General features: G+C 35.5%; 8 protein-coding genes and 1 pseudogene. 5 read left to right on the top strand and 4 right to left on the bottom strand.

Translation table 11 applies throughout. The features are described 5' to 3' along the window. Nucleotides 1-154 precede the first annotated feature (154 nt). From AC0VX1_RS09730 to AC0VX1_RS09710, 5 genes and pseudogenes are all read left to right on the top strand, one after another. Nucleotides 155-1060, top strand: coding sequence for a LysR family transcriptional regulator (locus AC0VX1_RS09730; RefSeq protein ID WP_475470961.1), 906 nt, complete (start codon nt 155-157; stop codon nt 1058-1060). A 1-nt stretch (nt 1061) separates the two neighbouring features. Next, nucleotides 1062-2186 (top strand): AbrB family transcriptional regulator, encoded by a 1125-nt coding sequence (locus tag AC0VX1_RS09725; RefSeq protein WP_475470959.1) that lies wholly within the window; start codon nt 1062-1064, stop codon nt 2184-2186. 384 nt (nt 2187-2570) lie between these two features. After that, the gene (locus tag AC0VX1_RS09720) at nt 2571-3893 is read left to right on the top strand and encodes a CitMHS family transporter (RefSeq protein ID WP_413022762.1); all 1323 of its coding nucleotides are present in this window, start codon (nt 2571-2573) and stop codon (nt 3891-3893) included. Between the two features lie 2827 nt (nt 3894-6720). Then, the gene (locus tag AC0VX1_RS09715; protein WP_475470957.1) at nt 6721-9126 is read left to right on the top strand and encodes a M14 family metallopeptidase; all 2406 of its coding nucleotides are present in this window, start codon (nt 6721-6723) and stop codon (nt 9124-9126) included. Between the two features lie 271 nt (nt 9127-9397). Beyond that, nucleotides 9398-9665: pseudogene (locus tag AC0VX1_RS09710) on the top strand (tyrosine-type recombinase/integrase); the annotation flags it as partial. 418 nt (nt 9666-10083) lie between these two features. On the opposite strand, the gene AC0VX1_RS09705 reads toward AC0VX1_RS09710, so the two are convergent. From AC0VX1_RS09705 to AC0VX1_RS09690, 4 genes are all read right to left on the bottom strand, one after another. After that, entirely contained in the window at nt 10084-16086 is a 6003-nt protein-coding gene (locus AC0VX1_RS09705) for an ATP-binding protein (protein ID WP_475470955.1), read from the bottom strand. Nucleotides 16087-16288: 202 nt separating this feature from the next. Next, entirely contained in the window at nt 16289-16843 is a 555-nt protein-coding gene (locus tag AC0VX1_RS09700; RefSeq protein WP_475470953.1) for a DUF5677 domain-containing protein, read from the bottom strand. A gap of 528 nt (nt 16844-17371) precedes the next feature. Next, nucleotides 17372-18247 (bottom strand): hypothetical protein, encoded by an 876-nt coding sequence (locus AC0VX1_RS09695; RefSeq protein WP_475470951.1) that lies wholly within the window; start codon nt 18245-18247, stop codon nt 17372-17374. Nucleotides 18248-18291: 44 nt separating this feature from the next. Beyond that, complete coding sequence (locus AC0VX1_RS09690) at nt 18292-20211, bottom strand: hypothetical protein (protein ID WP_475470950.1); 1920 nt, start codon at nt 20209-20211, stop codon at nt 18292-18294. Between the last annotated feature and the right edge of the window lie 14 nt (nt 20212-20225).

The raw sequence follows: 20225 nt of genomic DNA, 5'->3' as shown, positions 1-20225 counted from the left end.
TGCTGGCAACGCAAAACTATAGTGAGTCTATTGCTTTACATAAAAAGATAGATTTCTTTTTTCAATAGTTGTATTATACTTTTAGAAATCAAATAAATTATCATTATTTATAATTACCCATAAATATTTTTTATGGTTAAAGGAGAAAAATTTTATGGATGAAAAAGACTGGCTTATATTAATTACTCTTTACGAAGAAAGAAATATAACAAAAGCAGCACAACGACTATTTATTTCTCAGCCAGCTTTATCCTATCGTATAAAACAGCTGGAAAAAGAGTTCAAAACAAATTTAATCTCTAGAGGCAAAAGAGGTGTAGAGTTTACAGTTGAAGGGGAATACCTCGTACAATATTCGAAAAATATGCGTAAGCAATTAGGAGCTGCAAAAGAACACATCTCAAATTTGGATAAAAAAGTAAAAGGAACTTTGCGATTGGGTGTATCTGGCTTGTTTGCCCGTTATAAACTGCCAGTATTATTAAAAGAATTTCTAACCCTATATCCAGATGTTGAAATTAGTTTGAAAACTGGATGGAGTTCTCAAATTCATCAAATGCTTCAAAAAGAAGAAGCACACCTCGGAATCGTTAGAGGTCCTTACAAATGGCAGGAAAATAAAGTGTTATTTCAAGAAGAAAAGATTTGTATTGCCTCCAGTAAAAAAATTGAATTAAAAGAACTTCCTTTTCTTCCTAGAGTTAATTATCAGACAGACCAATCGTTAAGAAATACTATTGAAAACTGGTGGCAGGAAACATTTGCGGTACCACCTAAGATTTCAATGGAGGTAGATCGGATTGAAACATGTAAGGAACTGGTTCTTAATGGTTTAGGATATGCCATTTTACCAGAAATCTGTATTAAAGATGATGAACAACTGTATACTTTCCCCATTGTATTAAGCGATAATAGCTATTTGCTTAGAGAAACTTGGGTTTTTTACCGAGATGTGACTATGGATTTGGCACAAGTAAAAGCATTTATTGATTTTCTTAATGATTCTAAACAATTAAACAAGACGAAACGAAGTAAAACTAATTCAAAGGAAGAGAATTAACATGAAAAAGTGGGATTTAAATGATGCAAGCAAGACAATCCAATTTTCGGCTGCACTTCTAACTGCTTTTATTGGAGGCGGCCTTTTCTCTCTTATCAGGTTGCCAATCCCCTGGCTTCTAGGTCCAATGGCAGCCCTATTAATTGCATCACGTTTCAAAAACGTTAAATTGATTTGGCCCGTTTCGATGAGAAATACTGGATTAATTATTGTAGGTTATTCAATTGGCATCTCTTTTACCAAGAGCTCACTGTCTGACATGATTAGTCACCTTCCCTCAATGTTGATCCTTACAACCTTAATTGTCCTTGTGTGTGTATGTACAGCTTTTGTTATGTCAAAATATTCCGGCGTTGACTATCCTACCTCCTTAACGAGTAGTATACCTGGAGGTTTGTCACAAATTGTTGTGTTTGCAGAAGAAATGAAAGGTATTGATATTACGACAGTAACCTTTTTCCATGTTACAAGAGTGATAATGGTGGTTTTCTTAGTTCCCCTTTTAATTATCAGTCCCCTGTTTGCAGCGAATGGTACCAATGATTCCTCTAAAATAATGGATAACGTTATTCCAGAGTGGAGTGATTTATTTCCTCTGATCTTTCTGTTCGCCCTTATTTGTTTTCTGGCAGCAAGAATAGGTAAAATATTCAAATTACCAGCTCCTTACTTTTTAGGACCAGTAATCGTTACTGCTGCAATAGGTCTTTTAGGTTTGCAGGGACCATCACTTCCTCCTTCACTTCTTGATATATCTCAATTTATGGTTGGCGGTTATATCGGTTTACTATTAAAACCGGAACAACTTGACAACAAAAGAAAAACCTTATTATTTGCTTTGATGAACGGACTGATTTTGATCTGCGCAACAATGTTTTTTAGTTTTCTACTGACCCAGTATTATGATTTATCGACTATTACGGGTTTTTTAAGTTTAGCCCCTGGTGGAATGGATCAAATGGGAATCATTGCACAAGAAGTAAATGCTGATGTATCTACTGTTACCAGCTATCAACTATTTCGGATGGCTTTTATTTATGCCGCAGTGCCTCCATTACTAAGATTGGTATTAAAATTAAGTTTAAGAAAAAAAGACAAGAACAGTAACGTTAAAACTAAATGTTAATTAAAAAAGGAGAGAGCTTTGCTCAAGGACACTGAAAAAGTCTGATTTATAAAGAAAAGAAGGTCATCATTCACTATATTTAGATGATGACCTTCTTTTTAAATACTAAAAAAAAATAGCATTAAATTTCCAAAAATTTCTTTGTTGTATCACTTATCCTTTGGCTTTCTTTGCTCTCCTCCCTCCAATCTTTTTTTAAGAATAAATTATTTTGATACCAACACAAAAAAAATATGTATTTAACTTATTGTTCTCCCTGTATTACCTTTAATAAAGAAAAGCCTTAATCTACCAGTTAATTTTTAATGAAGAGTCACGAAATTAATTCTTAGTCATCCAGAGATCAATTGAAAGCGCATTCAAAATTTAGGAGGGGATTTAATAATGTTTCTTACAATTTTAGGCATCTCCATGGTTACCGTTTTTACCTATTTAATTATGTCCAAACGTTTATCACCCATAGTTGCTTTAACTTTAGTTCCGATCGTTTTTGCAGGAGTTGGTGGTTTTGGAAGTAAAATTGGCACTATGATGATGGAAGGCATTAAGCTAGTCGCTCCTTCTGCAGCTCTATTATTATTCGCCATATTGTTTTTTGGCATTATGATAGATACGGGCTTATTTGACCCACTTATCAAAAAGTTATTAGAAGTTGTCAAGGGAGATCCTGTCAAAATTTCGATGGGTACCACAATTCTTGCATTACTTGTGGCCCTAGATGGAGACGGTACAACAACGTATATCATTACTGTTTCAGCTATGTATCCACTTTATAAACGAATCGGTATGAATCCATTGGTTTTAGCCACTGTAGCCATGCTGGCTTTAAGTGTTATGAGTGGTATGACCCCCTGGGGAGGACCTGCTACCCGAGCAATAGCAGTATTGGGACTTGATGCAACCGAATTTTTTGTTCCACTTATTCCTACCATGATCGGTGGTGCTCTTTGGGTTATTTTCGTCGCATTTATTTTAGGGAAAAGAGAACGTAAACGACTTGGTGTAATACACATAGAAGAGTTCAAAAATGAAATAGCTGCTACTGTTGAAAATGAAGCCACTGAAACATTTCCTCATATTGACATTAAACGTCCTCGTTTTTTGTGGGTTAACTTATTAATTGTGGTAGGCATTATGGTCATGCTTATTATGGGATTGGTTCCTTCCCCCATTTTATTTTTGGTCGGTTTCGCTATAGCTTTAATGGTTAACTACCCCAATCTGGAAATGCAAAAAAGACGTATCTTAGCACATTCTGGAAACGCTTTAATTGTTGTTCTATTAGTTTTTGCGGCAGGAGTATTTGCAGGAATCTTTTCCGGTACAAAAATGGTTGATGCTATTGCTAATGGACTGGTTGCGATAATACCTGCTTCATTAGGACAGTTTTTTCCTGTCATTGTTGGCATTACAAGTATGCCATTCACTTTTGTTTTATCGAATGATGCCTATTATTTTGGAGTTCTCCCTATTCTTGCAGAAGCAGCATCAGCCTATGGTATTAGCCCATTAGAAATTGCTCGTGCTTCTATATTGGGACAACCCGCTCATTTAATGAGTCCACTTGTTGCATCAACCATTCTATTAGTTGGCATGGTTGATAAAGACCTTGGAGAATATCAGAAATTCGCATACAAATGGGCCATCTTGACAACGTTAATCTTAACAGTATTAGCTATTATTAGTGGTGCTATTTCTTTTATGTAATTTATAAAAGTCCTTGTACACTTGTTTGCAAGGACTTTTGTGGCATTTTTCAGCTAGATGGTTTTTTGATACAACTTTGTTGTTAGGTAAAGTTCTATGATTGAAACCATGAAATAAGATTGAAAAACTGAAGTAATTACTGATATTATGTGGATCTATTGGATTAAAGAATGTAAATATTTTTATCATTCATTATGTTAATGTAAAGCATGTCCTTCCTTGACTTACTTACCAAGTTCCATTTCTTTTTCAACCGTTCCACAAAACGCTCATTGATATAAGTACGGACAAACTGGTCCTTTTTCCAAATCAATGTCTTTTCTAAAAAGGCTGTTTTCACATACTTTGTTGCTATTTACCAGGTAGTGAGTTGTGGTTGATTTCCCCTCCAGATGCTCGCTTTCCGCGGGGCGGGCGGTGAGCCTCCTCGGCGTAAACGCCTGTGGGGTCTCACCTGTCCCGTTGCTCCCGCAGGAGTCTCGCACTTCCGTTCCAATCAACCTTAAATAGTTTCGTTTTAAAAACAACAATCTTTACGAAAAGAGCCTCTAAAAAAAACACCCGCTTAAGGCGTTGATCCTCAGGCAAGTTGGACCATGCCTGGTTCGCCTCCTCTTCCATTGAACTTTCAATCTTTCTCTGGATCACCATCGCTTGAAAGCTTTGGTTATTTATTCCTCTACTTAGTAATTTACTATTAAAACAGATGAAAATTCCAGGATTTAATGATTTTCCGAATGACCGGCTTATTCAACTTTATAAATCACCAAAAAAAAAGCGAAAACCGCTGGTTACATGATGTCATTTCATTGAATGACCACGTTCTGCGGTTTTTAGTCTACAAATTAAAAAAACACCATATCGAGGGGAACGAAAGTGCAACATACATGCACTCCAAAAACGCGATCCCAAGTAAATCTAAGAACACAAAACTTAATCTCAAGATAATTTATGATAATTGCGAAAAATACGGAATTTCTAAAGAAGTAATATCATTGTTCATACTTTTTGAAAGGGGAATATGGAATTAATAAGATAATCCAAGAACTAATCTTCCTGGAGTTACTATACGACCCGCTGTGATCATGCGCAGGTCCAAGTCCTTTTCTACACCTGTTCTGAACGTTGAGATACAACTGCAGTTTGATTTTTTAAAGGAAGTAGCTTCTGATTTCGATAAAAGAAAGAATAAAAATGATAATTCCTGTTCATAAGGGTGACATCAATGAACGGGAGGAATACCTTTGGCAAAACCAAAAGTAGTTTAATGGGAATATTACCGTATTTTTATTAGTCTCATTTTTCTAAGATCGTGTAAAGATTATCTTTATGGGTAATGAACCATTTACTAAGGAGCTTTTAGAAACACACTATTTTAATAGACATCCTATTGTATATCTATTAATGCATCTCGCACTTTAATTTTATTACAAAACCCTAAATTTTGATAATTTATAGTTATTGGTACTTAGAAAATTAGATTTCTTCTTCAACAGCCTAAAAAATAATAATTAAAGAGACCAATTCATGTCCTTTCCAGGTTATGAAATGGCTCTTTTTTTAGTATATTTCGATGTGAAAATATGCAAAGAAATAGTTCATATTCAATAACAAATTTACCGAAGCCTCTGAAGTTGCTCTGTATATAATGAATGGTAAAAACAACTCATTCAAATCAGGTCTTCATTTAAAGACTAAGTATGGCTGATAATTTTTGCTCGACACACTTACTCATACTGATTCCTTCTTGTTCAGCTACCTCTGCCATACTTTCTAATAGATCAATGGGTAATTCCAAACCCTCTTCATAGTAGATTACTTTTTAACCATACTTACCAAGGACTCCATGATCAATTATTACAATATCTCCAATTTCAGCGTATTCTTCGCTATGTGTCATAGTTCACCTCCTTAATGTGATGAATTGGATTTGTTGTATTCTTCGTCATATAACACCCCCAATCATTAAATGTAATGATCCCTGGTAGGGCAGGGTAATACTAAAAAAGAGAATATATGGTAATCTACTAGAGTTCAATAGATTCTCATGCATTCTCATGTAATAGAGTATATTCGGTTTTTTAATAGCAGATTCTGCTTCTGTGCGGTTGTTACTTGCTTGTAGCACTTTTACCATAGTAATAGCCACCATTTCCATGGTTTCAATTTTTACGGTCAATTGCTGAATGTGATTTTTTACTATGAGATTTTTATTTATGGCGGCAGTTTTTGCAGACTTTGATGGTTTGGTTTGTTTCAGTTTTGTGCGGGTAGAGAAGCTTTACTCCTGTTCTTTCACACAGTGGGCATGTCCCTCTGCCATTTGAAGGCAAGTGGCTGATTGATTTTCCTCGGTTTCTTTTTGCCATTCCCCATCATTCCTATTCATAATAATTCTTGTTTCTTTATTAAATGTTGGTCTGGCACAAAGGTTGATAGGCATTTGATGGTTTTTAACAATAGAGCCGCAATTCACATGAAATATATTACAACTTTCCTTTTACAAAATTAAACAAACAGCAACAATATTAAACAATATTAAACAATAAAAACAGTTGATTACCAATATACAGTTTATAGGAATTATAATGGAATAAAATCTAGTAATTTTGTACTCCTAAAATTACTGGATTTCGAGTGGCGCAGTACTTTTTAAATAGGAAAAACAGTCTAAAATTCAATCTTCTAAAATAAAGTATTATATTTTCTCAATAAAATTTTTGTAGAGCGGATTTTTAACTGCCCCTGATTTTACGACAAGATATTAAGTACATTCAACTTACAATAAGCTTGTATTAAAATTTTTAGCATTTTGGGGGTGCAGTTTTTGACAAAACAGAAAAAGCAGAAATGGAAAAGGAATTTAGTGGTGATGACTGCCATAACCGGACTAGGGTTCTCTACATTTTATACAGGCCTAAGTATTCCGGTTGCAGCGGTCGAACAACCTGACCAGCCGATTCCTAAGAAAGAATCGGTCTCAATTGTTCAACTTGTCGTACCAAATGATAAGGCAAAGGACAAGCTTCTTGAGCTTGGAATTGACCTTACCCACAGAATCGAAGCACACGACGGAGTCTATGAAGTGGATGCCGTTGTCACACCAACAGAAATTGCCATGTTAAAGACCTTTGGCATCAATGTAAAAGAGACCCTGATCACCGAAAATCAATGGAGCACACGCGTGGCAGAGCGGCAATCTACTGTCCAGCTGCAAGCCAGTCTGGCAGCTTCCGAGGATACACTTAAAGTCCTTAGGGCAAACCATTTTACCAATCAATCAGGCACCTTCCTATATCTCGAAGTAAAATCAAGCGCCGGTGCGACTGCTAGCACAGCACTTAAAGCAACTTGGACCGAGAACGGTGAGGAAAAATCTGCTACACTTTCTAGATTGGTAGATTACGGTGAATATTTATATCACTATTTGCTTTTACCAGTTAGCGTCATTCCTTCATCTGTTAAAATTGAAAGTAATCTTGGAGGAACAGCTACGAGCACCATTACTGAATGGTTAGGGAAAGAGCCGAAACATCCAAAAACAGATTATGTTACGGATTTTGTTGACCACTATATGGCACCAAATGAATTATATGAACGTGCCGAAAAACTTTCAAAAGAATTCCCGAACTTGGTAGAAATCATTGATATGCCAAATAAAACAAATGGTTACAGACGTCTTGCCCAAGCAACTATCGGCGGCACGACCAATCTCGCAGTTGTTGTTTCCTCAAAAGCATGGGGACATGAAGGCGGGAATGATGTATCGGTAGAATTCAAGAATCCGGGAACCAATAATGCACCACTAAAAGTGACTGTGGATGGTACCAAGATTTTAGTAGATTTAGCTACTGATTCGTCAGGAAAGGCAACAAGTACTGCCGCACAAGTGGTTAAAGCACTGAATGAGAATGCTAGCCAACTTGTCACTGCGACTACATACCGCGGTAATACTGGTGCTGGTGTTGTCGCACCAACCACAAATGCTGCGATATTAACTGACGGCTTGAAAGCTGGGGCAGACGTTTCCCGTGATCCTTTCACAGTAAAAGCGATCCGAATCGGCAAGCATCGTGACGGTTCTAAACCAGGTGTTCTTGGATATGCTCAGGAGCATGCCCGTGAATGGGTGACCCCACTCGTAACAATCGAAACGGCGGAAAGACTACTGCGAAACTATAGTCAAGATAGTGAGACAAGAAAGCTTGTTGATAATCTTGATATATTCCTTGTACCTTCAGTAAACCCTGATGGTGCTAATTACAGCTTAAATGATTACAATATGCAGCGTAAGAATATGACCAATCACTGTGGTCCCACTGCCTCTGATCCTGGGTACCGCAATAATTGGGGAGTTGACCTTAACCGCAACCATTCTGTTGGTTCCGTTTTTGATGGCTATATTGGCGGAGGTACAAGTTGCACGGGAGATACTTACGCTGGACCAGCTGAAAACTCTGAGCCTGAAGGAAGAAACCTTGTCTGGCTTGCTGACAAAAACCCAAATATAAAGTTTGCAATGAATATTCATAGTTATGGCGGCTACTTCATGTGGTCCCCTGGTGCTTACGATTCAAAACGTACAACACTGCCACGCCCATCAGCTGGTGAAGAAGCGTTTTACTGGGCAGCTTCTGATAACATCTTAAATGATATTCAAGACCACCGCGGAACGGTCATTCTACCTAGTCGTACAGGTCCAATTCCTGACGTACTATACTCTGCTGCAGGTAACTCTGCAGACTACCTATGGTATGAAAAGGGGATTTATGCCTGGAACTTCGAAGTAGGGGCAGATTTATGGAATAAGGATACAAAAAGATGGCAGGCAGTTGGATTCCAGCCAGCCTTTGCAGAAGGTCATGAAGAAGCAATGGAATTTGCCAATGGGTTGATTGGCTTAATTAAAGTAGCCTACAACAGTGCAAAAGACCATCAGCCGCCTTCCTCAAAAGCTACACCTGGAAACGGTAAATACACAGGTCCGGTTGATGTTAAGATTGAAACAAGTGAGCCAGCCACGATTTATTATACGCTTGACGGCAGCCGCCCAACCTTCCAATCAGCTAAAATTAAATTAAGCGGCACCCGTGAATTTGCAGAAACATTAAAAATTGAAAAGACTACAACCATCAATTATTTCACTGTGGACGCCGCAGGAAACATTGAGAAAAACTACAATCCACTTAGTAATGGGAAAAACTATAATTCTGTAACGCTTACAATAAAATAACAGTTTGCAAGGGGTTGGCCTTACGGGGTCAACTCCTTTTTCATTGGTATCTTTCAACTGATAGAATTTCTATTATATTGGGCCTTCTTTTTAGGTGACTATAAAATCAACAAACCTCTAGCAAATGCTTCTGCTATTCAAAATCCGTTGTCACATAGCTTATAGGATTAAAGACGATAACCCTAGTACAAATTATCGCACTTTCCAACTGTAATTATATAGAAATACTCTGGTTGCCAAATTTTTAAAACAGGCTCCTTCTTGAGAGAATGGGCATCCACAATTAAGAAAAGTTATTGAGACCCGGCTAAAAAGGCTTCTAAAAAAAGCAGAAATAGAAAAGAACATTACTCCACACTCATTTAGACATTCGCAAACTTCATTATTGATTGAAGCTGGATTTGGCATTAAAGAAATACAACAGCGACTTGGACATACAGATATTAATACTACAATGAATATCTATGCTCACATGAGCCAATATGGAAGAAAAGGCCTCCCAACAGTTTAGCAAACTGATGAAAGACCTTCTCCTATAGTTAGCTTTTTTGTCACAGGTTGCCGTGTTTTTAAAAAAACGAGGACAAGAATAGCATATTATCATTTAAGACGTTGATATAACAAGGTTTTAACCCCTTATTACATCATGCCGCCCATTCATTTTCATAAATAATATAAGAAAACATGTAACAAAAAACCGCTATAAATCACTATTTTCGAGTTCTTATTTAAATAACCTAAAACAGTTTATAACCAATCCGAGGACAAAGTCGAGGACAAAAAATAAGTATAAAAGCGCTTCTGTTTAGAGAGGGCTTTGCTTATTTAAGCGAATACGTAATTTTATCGTCCCGAAGAAAGCCTTGTCTATAAATTTTAATCCATGAACCATCTTGAATATGATCAATACAAAATGGAAGGTAAATGTATCGTAAAGCATTCACCTTCCTTAAAAGTTTACTGTTCGTTTATTTTAATGTCTGAAAAGGTTTGACTTACTAAATTGTGTTTATTTATTGTTTGTTCAAAAGCAGCCTTTTTACATACCCATCTTTGTAAAATTGGTTGTCTATCTAATCTGCCATTATACAATTCCCTATAAGGTCCATGGATATAGTCATGTCTTGCTACTACATTACCATGATGCAACCATACTCTTGGGTTGTTTTTTGATGGTTCCCATGCAAATAATTCTGACCATAATTGACTAGGATATATTGAAAAGGTCTGGTTGCTAAAATAAGAAATGCCACCTGTTTGGTATGTCATTTGAGCATCCGTGTCGTAAAATTCCTTAAATGGATCATACCGTAAATTTTCATAGAATCCATAAGAGCGACCGTTAAATACTCTACTTCGATTTTGCTTTTTTAATACCTCTGTTCCATCCATTAAAGTATGATCAAAAAGAAATATAACATCATTTTTATAGCTGTATGTGTAAAGGACTGCTCCAATTACTATTTCATCATCACTAATTCCAACATTAATGTTTTGTATAAAATGATTTTTTAAGTTATTACTATCTTCCTTTATATATTTATCCAATTCATCGTCAATCAGCCAACTTTCCATGTCAGTTGCTGGTGAAGGTGTCTCTAAAAGAATAAATGGATCATCTCCCGATGTTATAGTTTGAGCAAATCTCAAAGGAGGAATACCAGCCCATCTACCAAGTGATATCTCATGGTAAATTACATCCATAAGTTTATATTTTTCAGGAAGATCAACAAGACGTACTTCCCCACTTTTTCCTTTTATCTTTTTAAAGTTAATCTCGGTTTTGGGTGATATCCTTAAGTAATTGCTTAATTTTTTTTCAATATCCTCCACATCATCTTTTGTAGTTACTTCAATAAAACTCAGTAAACTCATAGCAAAATTCGCACCATTTATCGAATAGAAAGCCCCTTGTTTTATACTAGGAATATTCATCAAACCAGTTCCTGTACCTTTTATTTGCTTTAATAAAAAATTATGTGAGTGTTCTTTAAACTTTAACCTTGGTATTATATCCCCTCTTGTTCGATTTAATGCATGATAAACAACCATTGATTGAATTTTCAAATTTAGAACACCACTTTCATAGCACTCTTTAACAAATTCTGAAAAATATTCAAAGGCTTCGGGTAAAGAGATGGCTATTCGTTCAACAATAATAAGCAACCATTCTTTTATTCGAATATCAGCGTTAGATACTTTATCCATAAACCTTTTCAGATTATCTGGCGAAGTTTGTATAATTGCCCAGATACCTCTTAAAGCTAATTCAATTCTAGATGAATTAGCTGATTGAAGAATTTCCCAGAAGTAGTCTAATATAAATTCTTTCCAAGAAGAGGGGGAATTTTTATTCGCATCCGGTAATATAATCGATCTTATTTCTGGAAGAAACCCATTACCATTTATCCAAAGAAGATGTGTGTCGAGAATTTGATTAAATCTACGCTCAAGGGTTTCGGTACCCTCCAGTTTAACCTGATAAAAACAAAATCCGTTTAAAAATTCAGAAAGTGGTGTGATCCAATAACTATTATCATAATCAATATTTTTTAAAATACTTTGGATAACTGACCATTTTTCGCTTTCTTGAAGCATCGGTGCAATTGTATTAAAACCTAATAAATTATCCTCTGTGGACCAACCAATTTTTCCATATGTTATAACTTCCTTTAATTGGGAGAGATAAATTAGGAAATCCAAAGGTTTTTCCTTTATCAGTCTATTACAGATAAGAGAATAGCCTTTCCAAAAATAATTCTCTTTGTAATTAGCATCGCCTCTATAATCCTGAATAAAATTAATGCACGCCTCAATATTCTCAGTTTCCAATATTTCTTTTAGTTCCAACCATTCCGTGCTACTATCTTCAGCACTATTAAAAAACCATCTAGTTGGTACTTTATACTTTACCCTACTCCCATATGAATGAAATTCGGATAAACCGATCTGCTCTAGCTTTTTTGAAATATTATCTATCCCACAACGCTCTGATACAAGAATTAACGCCTCTTTTAAATCATTAAGATAAATTCTATCTATCTCATTTTGCCAATTTAATGTCCCAATACCTATTGACCAGAGATTTAGAGCTTCTTCTTCGGTAATAATAAGATTTTCGAGCATACCTATAATGCCATCTATTAGAATATGTGGATTGTCGAATATATTGTCTGTTAGGTTTTCTGCTTGGGAAAAAATCCACATATCTTTAGGTCCAGAAGTAGCAATAGCAATAGCTAAATCATTATATAAACTAATTTCCATACGATTATCACCGACTGTTGAAGCCTCTTGAGAAATTTCAAGAAGTTTCTTACCCTCATTTATCCAGATATTGGGTTTAACTTTAGATAATTCATTAAACCAAGGAAGAAGGTCATCAAGGATATATTCTTTATGACCCGTATAACTAATTAATCCCCAGTCTTTGCGTAAAAGAGCTTGTTCAACTTCCTTCTTCATATCTGAAGTATTTGCTAATTCTGTAAGCTCATTTACAATATCTAATCGTGATGATACATCTTCATGCCAAGCCTTACCATTTGGACCAACCCAGTAATCAAACCATTTTTGTAATATCTCTCTATCACCATGTCTTTCTAAGCATCTCCAACCCAATTTAAGCATGTAATTAACAGGGTAGTTATTGCTGCAGTATTCTTTTATGAAATTATAACAAGCATTTTCGTATTCTCTACCAGACTTATTACTACATTCAATAATTAATTCAATTATTGAACTTGTTAACTCGGAATGATTAAAAGAAAGTTGTTCATTTGGATGCCTGCGTTTTAAAAGAGCATTTAAAATTTGAATGACATATTTGATTGGAAAGACCATAGTAGAATCTGAGTTATTATTTTTAAATAAAAAGTTCATCCATTTTCCAAGTGATGCAGATGCATTAAGGAGAACAAGTAAATGTTCCCTACCTTGTTCATGATTAATATTTCCAAAATATTTATTTGCTCCATCATGAGCAATACCTGCAGTTTCTCTTTCTGGTTTTCCCCAACCTAGAATAAAGCTAACTATTGCGTACAAAACAGGCCGTTTTTCATAATCATAATTATCATAGTTTTTTAGGAAATCGAATTGATTTTCAATGATTGATTTATTCCATTTCTCAATGAGATCTTTATTCCCAGTAAATATTGAGCAAATACCAGCAGTAACTTTAAAAGAAATTGGTAAAATTCCGGTTTCCTCAATTTTATGTAATATGATTGAAATCTCTAACCATCTTCTTTTTTTAACTAATTTGATTAACCAATTTTCAAGATTAGAATAGTAAAAAGTTTGAGCATTTTTTATGGACCTCAGAAAACGGAGAGTTCCTCCCAACTTTTCTGCTTCTGTAATGTAACCACCATAAAATAGAGCAAGACAGTTCTTTTCTAACTTGCTAATAATAGTTTTCTCTTCGGAACTGGAATTAAACATTATGCCAGTATATTGGCAAACAGCCCCGAAATCTTCAAAGAAGTTTGTAGCTTTATCACTTAACGACCTACCTACACCTTGAATTAAATTTTCCTCTCCTAATAATGATATAATGTCACATGGTGCAATTTCTGAGAACCAACGACTTATCAAGCCTTTAGCTCTATCTAATTCCTTTTTAGATATCAATCTTTTGGCATCTTGAACAACTGCAAAAATAATATCTAAATTCCAAGCATTTGGATTTAAAACATTACCTTCAGTTGATAAAAATGATGGAAGCTCTTCATTAAATTTAAGGTTTGTACCAGTCCAGTCAGAAACCTTTTGATATTGGTATAACGTTGTACAGGCCAGTGAAAAGGTTTGGAGACTCTCCCAATCTGCTATGTTTGGCAAGTTTGTAATAATATTTTTACATTGATTTTGAAGTTCCTTTAAAGGTCTTCTTAGTGCGATCCCCTCCATAACATATTGAGGTGTGAACAATTTTATTTGTTCGCTTGCTCTATTGCTTAACTCAAGTAGATCAAATAAACTACTATGTCGAACAAGGGCTTTATTTTGAGCGTTCCAATAATAATTTGCCATATTACTTGCTACTTCTACTAACTGTGTTGGTTCTGTTTTTATAACTCTCATTAGATGAACTCTTACATCATTATGAGCAACCCTAAATCCATCTCCTTCCTCGATAACAAGAGGTCTCATACTTCTTAAAAAATCCGTCCATATTGAAGTTGGATAGCCATACTCTTTAAAGATTTCAGATAAGTCAGAACCATTTAGACGTTCACTTGTTAACGCTAAGCAACCCGCTAAACGTGTATCTAAAAATGGAGGTAGATTTCTAATTTGAGATACAGCAGAATTCCATATTGATTCATAGTAACTTGATATTCCATTGTGTAACTTTCTATCGATAAGTACTTTTTGAAGCTCTTCAGCGTCTTTGACTTCTTTAGCTTCGTGTATGGCAAAGATAGAAGAAAGGGTGTTTCCATCTACAATTTTAGAAACTAAGTTGGTAGCGGGAAGTAATTGATTGTCTTTCAGATCAGTAAAATTTACTAATAGGTCATAAATATCTTCATCTTTAATTCCTTCGATTTTCCAAACAGAAATATCATCTCTATTGTCTCTAAGCCAAATAGGATACTTAGGATATCCATTGGATGGTTGTCCTACAATAAGAAACTTTATGTCTTTAGAAACTTCTTCTGGTGGAAGTAAAGTACTTAAAAAGGTTTCGTTATCTATTCCTGCTCTAGCTGCGTGATCAATACCATCAATAGTAATAACGGTTGATCTACCTTTTAATTTTCCATTTATTTCTGATAAGCGTATAACATGACTCCTTAATTCTTCTGTGGTTAGTAAATCATTAAAGATTGGCACATCATATTCTGATAAACGTCCTTTAAATATAGTTCTTAATTGAGAGAGTAAATCTCCCCATAAAGCCCGTGCTGTTGTTGTTTTACCTACATCTGCTGGTAAAATTGGCGATTCCGGAGTAATGGGTTTATAAGCATGAAATCTGAGGTCAATTACACTATTCCTCTTGTTAGCTAGAGAGCTTACTATGCTTGTTTTTCCTTCACCTGGATTACCAGTTAAAAATACAATCTGTTTTTCCCCGTGAATTAAATATGTTTCCAAATTGTGTAAAAACTCTTTCCTGCTGGTAAAAAAGGGGAATGGTGGTTTTAGGTTATGTTCTCCAATCATCTCTTGGGAAGAAATACTTAAAGTTTGAAAAACCTCTTCTCTATCTACTTCCTCTGTTTTACCACGAAGGGTGGTCGCCCATTTACGTAACGCAGAGTCCAAAGCGTTTTTAATAGGAATAGCCTTGTTTTCTTTTATTGAAAATGTAAGTGATATCTTGTTTATAATCTCTCTCTCTACTTCTTCAAGTCCGGGTTGGTCGGTTTCTATTGTAAAAGCTTTTAAAAACTCCATTTTTTCCTGTGGATTTAGCTCTGTTAATTCTTGTACCCAAATTCTCCATGCATCATCCCATTCATCACATATATCGATATCATCAATTGAAGTTTTTGAATTACTTTCTTGCTTAATAACATTCCAGAATTTAATAAGTGGGGGTCTTAAATAATCTTGTTGTTCAGTTAACTTTACTGTGGTTGCTCTTTTACTAGATTTTCGGTTTGTGTATAGAATCGGTAAAGAATCTCCAAATTCCTTATTTGCCTCTTTCCATGCAATAGAAAGGGATTTCAAAAGTGAATTCTTATTTTCACTAGAAGATACCATATCTCCAAATGTAATAGTATTTCCTGTACGCGAGTGTTTTATTTGTATGCATCTAGTTGTATTGTCTTTATACCTAACTAAAACATCATCCAGACCTTGAGCTTTATTTGACTGGAGAGTAACTGATTTTATGTTGTTGTCTGGATTAATCATGTCAATTATGTATAATAAACCAATTGACCATTCATACCAATAAGGATCACCACTACCGGCTGTGGGATTATTTGGCTTGCTCATAATAGTTCTCCCTCCCGAAATTCCCCATAATTATTGGGTTTATTTTTAATTTTATTGAATAGTTTAGATAGTCTTTGATTTATTTATCATTCCATATTTTCTGATCTCTAAAAAGAAAAGAAAAAAAGAGAAGGTGGTCGTCCTCCTTCCCATTAAGATCCTGATTAACTAAAAAAACATCTGTTATAATTTTACTACTACTTTAAAGAAAAACATCTGTTTCTTTTAATAATTTTTCTTTAATTTCATCAGCCTGTGTAGCCAAACCATTTTCACCAATTAAGTCTGCTAAAGCAACAAAACTGGTCAAGCCGAGATAAATTGTAATAGTAATTTTCTCTTCGGTAAAATTACCAAGCGGTGAGCCATGAGTTACATTACTTAATAAACTGTAATATCTGAAGTATTTGTCTTTCTCACCTGCTTTTAAAGCAAAAGAAGCAAAGTCTAATCCTGACCAACTTTTAATTGAATTGTTGTATTTATTAGTAAAGGTTTCCTTATTTTCTTCTATCTCTTTTATTTTCTCGCTAGTGTAAACCTTACTAACGAGGGAAACATCGCCTAATTTTTCCGCTAGATCTTTAGCATTTTTATATAACATATAAGGTTCTACTAAGCTTGCGTAATCCAAATATCTTGCTGCTAACTTAGCCCTTTCTTCTTCCGGAGCTCTCTGTATGTAGAGGATATTCAGGTAATCCTCAAAATGGAACGGGTTAAAATGCCTACTTGAACATAAAGCTTCTTGGAGCATAATTCCATAGCCCCTGCATAATTGCCAAATAACCTCTCAAACAACCTTAACGACACCTTATCTACATCAGTTAATTCTGTCGATCGCTTTGTGTCAACTTTATCTTTTAACATCAATCCAATTAAATCACTTTTCTGAATATAATATTCTATTTTTTCAGACATAAAAATCTCCTCTTCTTTTAATCTACTGATACTTCAATACAATATTTTACAGTATAAGAATAGTAGTATCAATTTTAAGCATATTACTCTGGTCTTAATTTAGAAAATGCTTACCTAATTAGGTCAAATTATATCGGATATAGATTCTCCTCTTTAGTTGTTACAAACATTTATAAACGTGGGTTTATACTTTTATATACACTCAAAACATCAACAAATTAACAGTGTATTATTGTTTATAATCGTATACCTTTACAAACCAACATTGTATATTGTTTATTTAATGATAATAAAAGTCTTTCCCTTTTAGAAACGACAATACTTCAAAAATGTTTTCGCTAGTCCAATAGAAAACATATTTAATTTAATTTTTGCTTATCCGTTCATCGTCTTTCAGTCGCTGGTATGCTTTACTCTTTAAAAATCTTTCAGGGTTTTTCTTTATAGCTTCCACGATTTTTTCTTTTTGGCTATCTGAAATTTTCTGTCTCGATTCTTTAAGGTCATTAGCCAAAGCGAAAAGTTCATTAAAAACTGGAGATGATACAGAATGATTTGGCTGTTCCATGTTGAAGGTTCCGTATTCACCGACTAAGGTATTTTTCCAGACCTCTTCAACAGCCTTTTTTAAGATGGTTACAATCAGTATCCCTTGGAGATTTAAAAATACATAGGATGAGTCGGTGTCATGGCTGATGTAGGTGTAGCCTACAACACTTCCCCCTATGACAGTATCCAGTTCAAATTCACTGGTATCCCCAGCCACTTCCTTAATCGGACAAAAAAAGAATATATGATTTTCAATATGACCAAGGTCAATACGTTTTCCAAGCAGAAATTCACGCATGATTCGTTCTGCTTCAATTAACGTATCTAACTCTTTAATATCAATATTTTGGTCACTCACAAATCCTATGAGATCGAGATACAGGTTTCGCCAACTGACGGACGTGATGAAGTAATTGAGCCATAGACCATATTCTACCACTTGAAGATTGTCCGAATGATAAGGATGATAGACTTTATTAGCAAAAATTGTTTCATTTTGGCTGAATCTATCTTCACAGATGCCACACAGCATTGCCAGTTTGTCTCCGTCCTGAATCACTCTGTTTGGCTGCGATGCCATACGCATATTCCCTGTCGGTGAATTCTTCTTCATCGACCTAAAAACAAATTTAGGGATGATATGGCTCTTTTCTAACTCCCTTTCTTCACCACATAATGCACATTTACTCATAAAACCTTCCCCATTTCTTTTTTTATGTCTAACATAAATATAATTTACTGTCCAATTTGGGATAACCACTCATCTAAAAGTGTTGGAATGTTTTTGAACTCATAGTAAGGGATACGAAGAAGCGGAATGTGATTTTTTTGGCAATAGTCATTTTTGATTCCGTCTCTACGCTGCACTTCTTTAAATCGAAGTTCCCCGCCCCAATTCTTAATAGGCTCAAAGTGTTGCTGACCATCGTATTCAATTAGCCCCATTAGTTCATTTTCTTCGTTAAAGACGGCGAAATCAAATGGCAAGGGGTTTTTATCCCGACAATCTGAAAACCAATGTTGCTGTTCAAAATTAACAACAAGTGATACTAAGTAAGACCCAATCACCTTTTCTCCTTTTGACTCATTACATTTAGGACAACGACTGTTGCCGTGAGTAAAGTTAGGGGGTGATACTTTCCAAACATGACCGCATTTATTATGCCTCATTTCAATTTTGGTGTTGGAATTTTTATATTCACCCATCACAGTGTATTCGTCTCCTGTCAAATCTTCTACAATGGAGACAAACTCTTCTTGCTGCAATCGGACTTTCCCCACGCATTTGGGGCATTTCCCACTTTTGAGAAAATGGCGATAATAGGTCCCCCATTCATATTCGCAGACTTCATGTTTGATGGGGATAGGCGTGCCACTGTTTACATATTCGCCCATGACAGTAAATTCGTGGCCAAATCGGCGGAACACCTCTTCTTTAAATTCCTTGGTAGATTTTCTCATCAACCCCCTGCATTTCACACAACGTTTACCACTAAGAAAATGAGATGGAGTCACTTCGTATTCTCTTCCACAAGAAACATGTTTCATTTTAAGTTTGGTGTCAGTGCTTTTATATTCATCCAAAACGCTGTATTCATCGCCAACTAACAGGAAGACTTCCTCTTTGAATTCTTCCGTCGTTCTCTTTTTGCTTCCGAAACATTCAGGACAGCGCGTCTGCTGATGAAGAAAATCACCGGGATTCGCATCCCAGGTGTGACCGCAAACTTGATGCTTCATGCTAATTTTGGTTCTGAGGTCTACGTATTTACCCAAAACGAGATACTCATTTTGGACCAAATTATTAACCTCTTGCAGGAACATGTCATGCGTTCTTTTGCTTATCCGATTATTATCATCATCTTTGATGGTCGTCCCGAAACAGGCAGGACATCTAGAGCCCTTATTTAAAAAGTTGGATGGACGGACATCCCATTCTGTTCCGCATGTATGATGTTTCATTTTAATATTTTCATTGGCATGAATGTATTCTCCCAATACGCTGTATTCATTTCCTACTTTCTCAAACATTTCTGTTTTGAATTGTTTCGTCGTTTTTTTCATCCTTCCCGAACATCGCAAACAACCCTGATTTCTGAGAAAACCATTCGGTGTAATGTCCCATTCAAATCCACATGTGTTGTGTCTCAAGAGGAGATGGGTATGATTATCTTCATACTCGCCTAAAACCGTAAAATCATCTCCCATCAAGTCAAATACTTCTTGAATGAACTGCTCTGTCGTTTTCTTCGCTGTTCTAAAACAGCTGGGGCATCTTGTTCCCGAAATAAAACTCGATGGATGAACTAGATACTCGTGACCGCAAAGGTTATGCTTCATCTTTATGGGGGTTTTGATCGTTATGTATTGACCTAGAACGGTATATTCATCTTGTACCTGTTCTTTCACTACAAAAAGAAATGCTTCATGCGATTTTCTCTTCTTTTTTCCTTGTTCTTCATTCGAGCATCGCGGGCAACGACTCTTTTTTCTTAAGACGTTATTCGGGTTCACTTCCCATTCATATCCACAATCGTTATGACGACACATCACTTTGGTGCTGTTATTTTTATAGGTTCCTAGAACCATGTATTCATCTCCATAGGCATCTTTCATTTCCAGGAGAAATTGGTCGTGTGTTTTTCGTTTGGGCATTGATTCTTCTCCTT

The organism is Peribacillus sp. QJM3NY_7 (assembly GCF_056173225.1).
This window is presented reverse-complemented; position numbering and strand designations above follow the sequence as displayed.